At 61.4% G+C, this 236-nt stretch carries 1 protein-coding gene; it reads left to right on the top strand.

Going from position 1 to position 236, the window contains the following annotated elements; all coding sequences use genetic code 11:
- Positions 1-3: 3 nt before the first annotated feature.
- The coding region (locus AC0L3B_RS40325; protein ID WP_473383659.1) for an RHS repeat-associated core domain-containing protein at positions 4-236 on the top strand (233 nt) is incomplete at its 3' end.

Below are 236 nucleotides of genomic sequence, written 5' to 3' on the forward strand. Positions count from 1 at the left end.
GCCATTGAGGCAAGCTATAAAACGCGCCGTTACAGCGGCCAGGAGCTCGATGCTACTGGGCTGTATTACTACGGGTTGCGTTACTACGCCCCCTGGTTGCAGCGTTGGATCAGCCCGGATCCGGCAGGCACAATTGACGGATTTCATCCGAAACGTTGCGTGCCGCGGCTAAACCTACGCCACCCGCAACGACCGCGCCAAAGGCGACCGACGCCCCCACGACGCCCGTCAGCTTG

It is taken from the genome of Bradyrhizobium sp. Kon56 (assembly GCF_055807635.1).